The sequence below is a fragment of the Acinetobacter johnsonii genome (assembly GCF_048551975.1).
Classification (GTDB): domain Bacteria; phylum Pseudomonadota; class Gammaproteobacteria; order Pseudomonadales; family Moraxellaceae; genus Acinetobacter; species Acinetobacter johnsonii_A.
In genome coordinates this window covers 1-4,584 of record NZ_JBIMCF010000051.1, presented here as the reverse complement: position 1 = coordinate 4,584, position 4,584 = coordinate 1, and the positions used below count along the sequence as shown (strand labels likewise).

Annotated in this window: 3 protein-coding genes and 2 pseudogenes; 3 read left to right on the top strand and 2 right to left on the bottom strand. The window is 37.0% G+C overall.

Features of this window, described 5'->3' with window-relative positions; translation table 11 throughout:
• Positions 1–96: 96 nt before the first annotated feature.
• A pseudogene (locus ACG9ZB_RS16385) lies at positions 97–923 on the top strand (acyl-CoA dehydrogenase family protein); the annotation flags it as partial.
• Between the two features lie 17 nt (positions 924–940).
• A pseudogene (locus ACG9ZB_RS16380) lies at positions 941–2,140 on the top strand (acyl-CoA dehydrogenase family protein).
• Positions 2,141–2,235: 95 nt separating this feature from the next.
• Here ACG9ZB_RS16380 and ACG9ZB_RS16375 read toward each other — a convergent pair.
• Complete coding sequence (locus tag ACG9ZB_RS16375) at positions 2,236–2,625, bottom strand: transposase family protein (RefSeq protein WP_419326772.1); 390 nt, start codon at positions 2,623–2,625, stop codon at positions 2,236–2,238.
• A 42-nt stretch (positions 2,626–2,667) separates the two neighbouring features.
• A complete protein-coding gene (locus ACG9ZB_RS16370; RefSeq protein WP_419326771.1) occupies positions 2,668–3,072 on the bottom strand; it encodes a helix-turn-helix domain-containing protein in 405 nt (134 codons plus the stop codon).
• Positions 3,073–3,897: 825 nt separating this feature from the next.
• Here ACG9ZB_RS16370 and ACG9ZB_RS16365 point away from each other — a divergent pair.
• Positions 3,898–4,458: a lytic transglycosylase domain-containing protein gene (locus ACG9ZB_RS16365; protein ID WP_419326770.1), complete on the top strand. Its 561-nt coding sequence runs from the start codon at positions 3,898–3,900 to the stop codon at positions 4,456–4,458.
• Positions 4,459–4,584 lie beyond the last annotated feature (126 nt).

Sequence of the window (4,584 nt, the reverse complement as noted above, 5' to 3'; positions counted from 1 at the left end):
CTGTCAGTAAATTTAGATGTTTTCATGCAGAATCTCCTGCTCGTATCTTAAGAGAAAATTCTACTTTTAGATCCTATTATTTTTAGGGGGGATTACCTTCTGAGTAATGTACTTATTGCAGAGCATCTGGCCAAAGGAGATTTTAGTTTAGCCCCTGGTATGCTCTCTACCTTTAGTCTGATTAATGCCATTACACAATGGGGTTCTGAGCAAGTACAAGCTTTATATTTAAATAGTTTTGCGCAAGACAGTAGCATTCGCGCTTAAAAACCAAAGCCATTTCACGTGATGGTCAATATTTTATTCAAGGCGAAAAGATACTGGTACTATTGGCTGAAAGTGCAGATATTTTCCTTGTCAGTGCTGAACTTAATGGCCAAGCTGAAGTTTTTATTCTCAGACGGGATGAAAGTATTCAGTTTAAAAAATCTCCCGCTATGGGACTCAAAGCAACGGAAACAGCAACTTTAATTTTTAATCAAACCCCTGCTTTACGCTTAGCCGATGAAGATTTCAACTACACGGCATTTTTAGACCTCGGCAATTTAATGTGGTGTGCAATGACGGTCGGCACATGTGAAGCGGTCAAAAAATATTGTATTGGATATGCCAATGAACGTACCGCCTTTGGTGAACCAATTTCTCACCGTGAAAGTGTTGCTTTTATGATTGCCGATATGGCCATTGAAATTGATGCCATGCGTATGCTAATTCTAAATGCTGGAAGTCTAGCTGAATCTGGGCAGATATTTCACCGTGAAGCCTATTTAGCACGCTTACTTTGTGCCGAAAAAGCCATGAAAATTGGCACCGATGGTGTACAGATTTTAGGTGGGCACGGATTCACTAAAGAACATCCTGTTGAGCGTTGGTATCGTGATTTACGTGCAACAGCGATTGTTGACTCTGGTCTACATGCATAATAAAAAGGAAAACTGGCATGAATTTACAAAACCCTAAAAAATTTAAATTACTGATTGATCAAGCCCGCCAAGTTGCCATCAATGTACTTCGCCCTATCTCCCGAAAATACGACAAAGCTGAACACAGCTATCCTAAAGAATTGGATATGTTGGCATCTTTGGTCGATGGTATGAATGAAGGCGGTGAAGGTATGAACGCGGGTGCTGCTGTCGGTAAGCGGGGCACCAATGAACAAAGCAATAAAAATGGAGTGAATCTCTCTACCGCTTTAAGTGTAATTGAAATGTGTTATGGAGACACCGCTTTACTTCTATCAATGACCCGCCAAGGGTTGGGAAACTCAGCAATTGCAGCTGTTGCCAATGAAGAGCAGTTAGGACGTTTCAAAAATACATGGGCAGCCATGGCAATCACTGAACCAAACTGTGGCTCGGACTCTGCTGCTATTCGCACCACAGCAACAAAAGATGGTGAAGATTACATCTTAAATGGTGAAAAGATTTTCGTGACTTCAGGTGACCGTGCCGATGCTATCGTCGTTTGGGCAACTCTGGATAAAAAATTAGGTCGTTCAGCGATCAAATCTTTTGTGATTCCTAAAGGAACTGCTGGCATGACAGTAGAACGTTTAGAACATAAGCTAGGAATCAAAGCCTCTGATACCGCTGTTATTCGTTTAATCGACTGCCGAGTGCCAGCCAATAACCTATTGGGAAATGCGGAAATTGACATAGCTTGAGGCTTTGCTGGCGTGATGGAAACTTTTGATAATACCCGTCCGCTCGTTGCAGCCATGGCTATAGGCTGTGCCAAGGCCTCACTAGAACGCATTAAAGAGATCGTCAGCGATTGTTTGGATCCTCAATATATAACTCCATACTTACAAACGACTCATATTGCAAGCCAAATTTATCGTATGGAAGCCGAATGGGAAGCGGCTCGTTTACTGACCTTAAAGGCCGCATGGATGACAGATAACAAAAAGCCAAACTCAAAAGAAGCCTCCATATCCAAAGCCAAAGCTGGTCGAATTTGTAATGAAATTACCCTTAAGTGCGTCGAACTTTCGTCAACGGTCGGCTACAACGAAGATGAGCTTTTGGAAAAATGGGCAAGAGATTCTAAAATTCTAGATATTTTTGAAGGTACGCAACAAATTCAGCAACTCATTATCGCGTGCCGTGAACTCGGAAAGTCATCAAGCGAATTGAAATAATATAAAACGTCCCATTCGGATATGTTGAAGCTATGGTTTCTCTAAATAAAGAATTATGGCTTCACATTAGACTTCCTTCATAAATCATTTTTCAATCAATTTAATTGTTTATCTTTCACCCAATCTAAATTGTATATGCCAGCAAGTAAATTAAACCGCAGGTTTAATCTTTTACGACGATTTCTATATACACAAGATAAAATCTTAAAACATTTCATCCTTCCAAATACATGCTCTACTTGAATTCGTCTACGACCAATCTCTCTATTTAACTTTTTTAATTCAGAATCTAGTTTTTCAGTTTTTTTTGCTTTAGATGGCATGAGGCATCCAAAACCCAATTTTTTTATCCCTAAATACCCCTGATCAACGATAAAAAAGGGCTTAAATTTTAATTTCCTCATACTTTTTTTAAATATTTTAAAATCATGCATGCTTCCATGACTTCCACATACACTCAGTATTTCACCTGTTGTATAGTGCATAGATAGCTGAAATTTAAAGGTATGTCGCTTTTTTTTTTACCGCTATACCATTTCTTCTGTTTTTTTTGGACGTTGAACTAATATTTCAGTTGCATTAATCACAACAACTTCCCAATCCACTTCATCTCGATTAGAAAGTTGTTTTGGGAAGTTAAATTTTCCAGAACGGATTAAGGTATCTTCAATAACACGTGTGATACGAATTGCACTCGTTTCAGATACACCGTAACTCATACCAAGATGGAAAAATGTTCGATATTCTCTCCAATATTCTATACATAAGAGCAAACGATCTTCCAACGGTAATTTATGCGGTCGTCCTTTACCAATATGACCAGGTAAATGCTTATTTAGCTCGGCCAACATGAGGTTAAATGTAGCCCAACTAACACCGGTAAGTCTACGAAACTTAACGTCTGATAATTTTTGAATATCTTTGAATTTCATCCAAGGATTATCTCTTGAATTAAATAATTTTGCTGATTAGTTTAAGATCAAATAAATTGTACGTTTTTTGATTTATTACGGAAGTCTATTGAAAGTACTATGAAATAAGAAATCACTAGATTCAAATTCATGCTATCTAACAACGCCTGAACTTATTTATTGCGCTTCAAAAAAACATATCACAATCATGTGAGTTTAACTTTATTTAACATGCTTAATAATACATAAATGCTTTTAATTTTATATACACCCTCACTCTATTTTTTTAATAGTATTGATAATAGACCTCTTGCGTTAGTCAAAATTTAATCAGTGATAAGCGTTGATTTTTAAATAAATATCAAAATCTAAAATAGTCATAAAAGATACTTTCGCAAGAAGTCTAATTATCACCATAAAACAAATAGTCGATGCTGTTTTCTGTTATGTGTAAATCACTCTTTTTTGAAATTTAAAAGTTTTTTATAAGCCGTCAGTCATGTCTTTACGTTAGGTCTTACATCCTCCTAATTTCCACCCTAATATTTGGAGAATAGCCAGTCTTACCCACTTAGGCTATTTACTATAAACAAGAGAAATTTGTTTGACATGCCCATATAATCACTTATTGGAAAAATTAAATACTATGGGTTTATGTGACAAAACTGTCTTTGTAAGTGGCTTTACTCACAGCATAAAATCTAGACTTTCGATGAATCACCACTATTTAGCTCAAATAAAGTACGGATTTAACAAAACCATAAAATAGTACCTTCTGTCTCAACTTGACTGTAATTGCACAGCTCAATATGATCTTCTCAGACATTATACCAATGGATATACAGTTTGCTGAATTATCAACGATACTTGCCAACATCTCATATTAAAGCTAAATCTGTTTTAATTTTAACAACAACTTTAATATTTACTGGTTGTGCATCACTTGGTGGCGGTTCCGTTGAAAAGCGTTCAGCAAAATTAGCCAATGGCATTCAAAAAGCATATGCTGTTGAACCAACTACAGCATTACGTATCGCACCTATGATTGTACAAAGTGCAGATCGTTATAATGTGGATCCATTACTAGTTGCAGCAGTCATAAGACAAGAGTCTAGCTATAGAAATTATGCTGTTTCGCCTGCTGGTGCTATTGGACTTACTCAAGTTATCCCACGCTATTGGCAACAAACCTGCCCTGGTGATTTATTTGAAGAAATTAATAATATTAATTGTGGTACCTATATTCTCGCTAACTATAACCAAAAAGCAGAAAGTTGGCCCAAAGCTTTAGCTTATTATAATGTCGGTCCAACAGGCTACCATTCAAGCTGGAAAATGAAGCGTCAAGGAAAGAAATATGCTAAACAGGTTAAAGCACATCAAGAAAACTTAAAAGATGCTCTGTAATCTCTTGTAAAAATGCATGTTCTCAGCTTTTTTGTTTTTGTTTTAATAAATGGCGCATAAAAAAATCCCCCTCAGCGATTAGCGGAGGGGGATTTAGAATTAATGAGCTGGCGATGACTTACTCTC

What these genes read in the sequence shown, in the direction of transcription:
- ACG9ZB_RS16375 (WP_419326772.1), bottom strand. Translation starts at nt 2,625, where the DNA reads ATGCACTATACAACAGGTGAAATACTGAGTGTATGTGGAAGTCATGGA.
- ACG9ZB_RS16370 (WP_419326771.1), bottom strand. Translation starts at nt 3,072, where the DNA reads ATGAAATTCAAAGATATTCAAAAATTATCAGACGTTAAGTTTCGTAGA.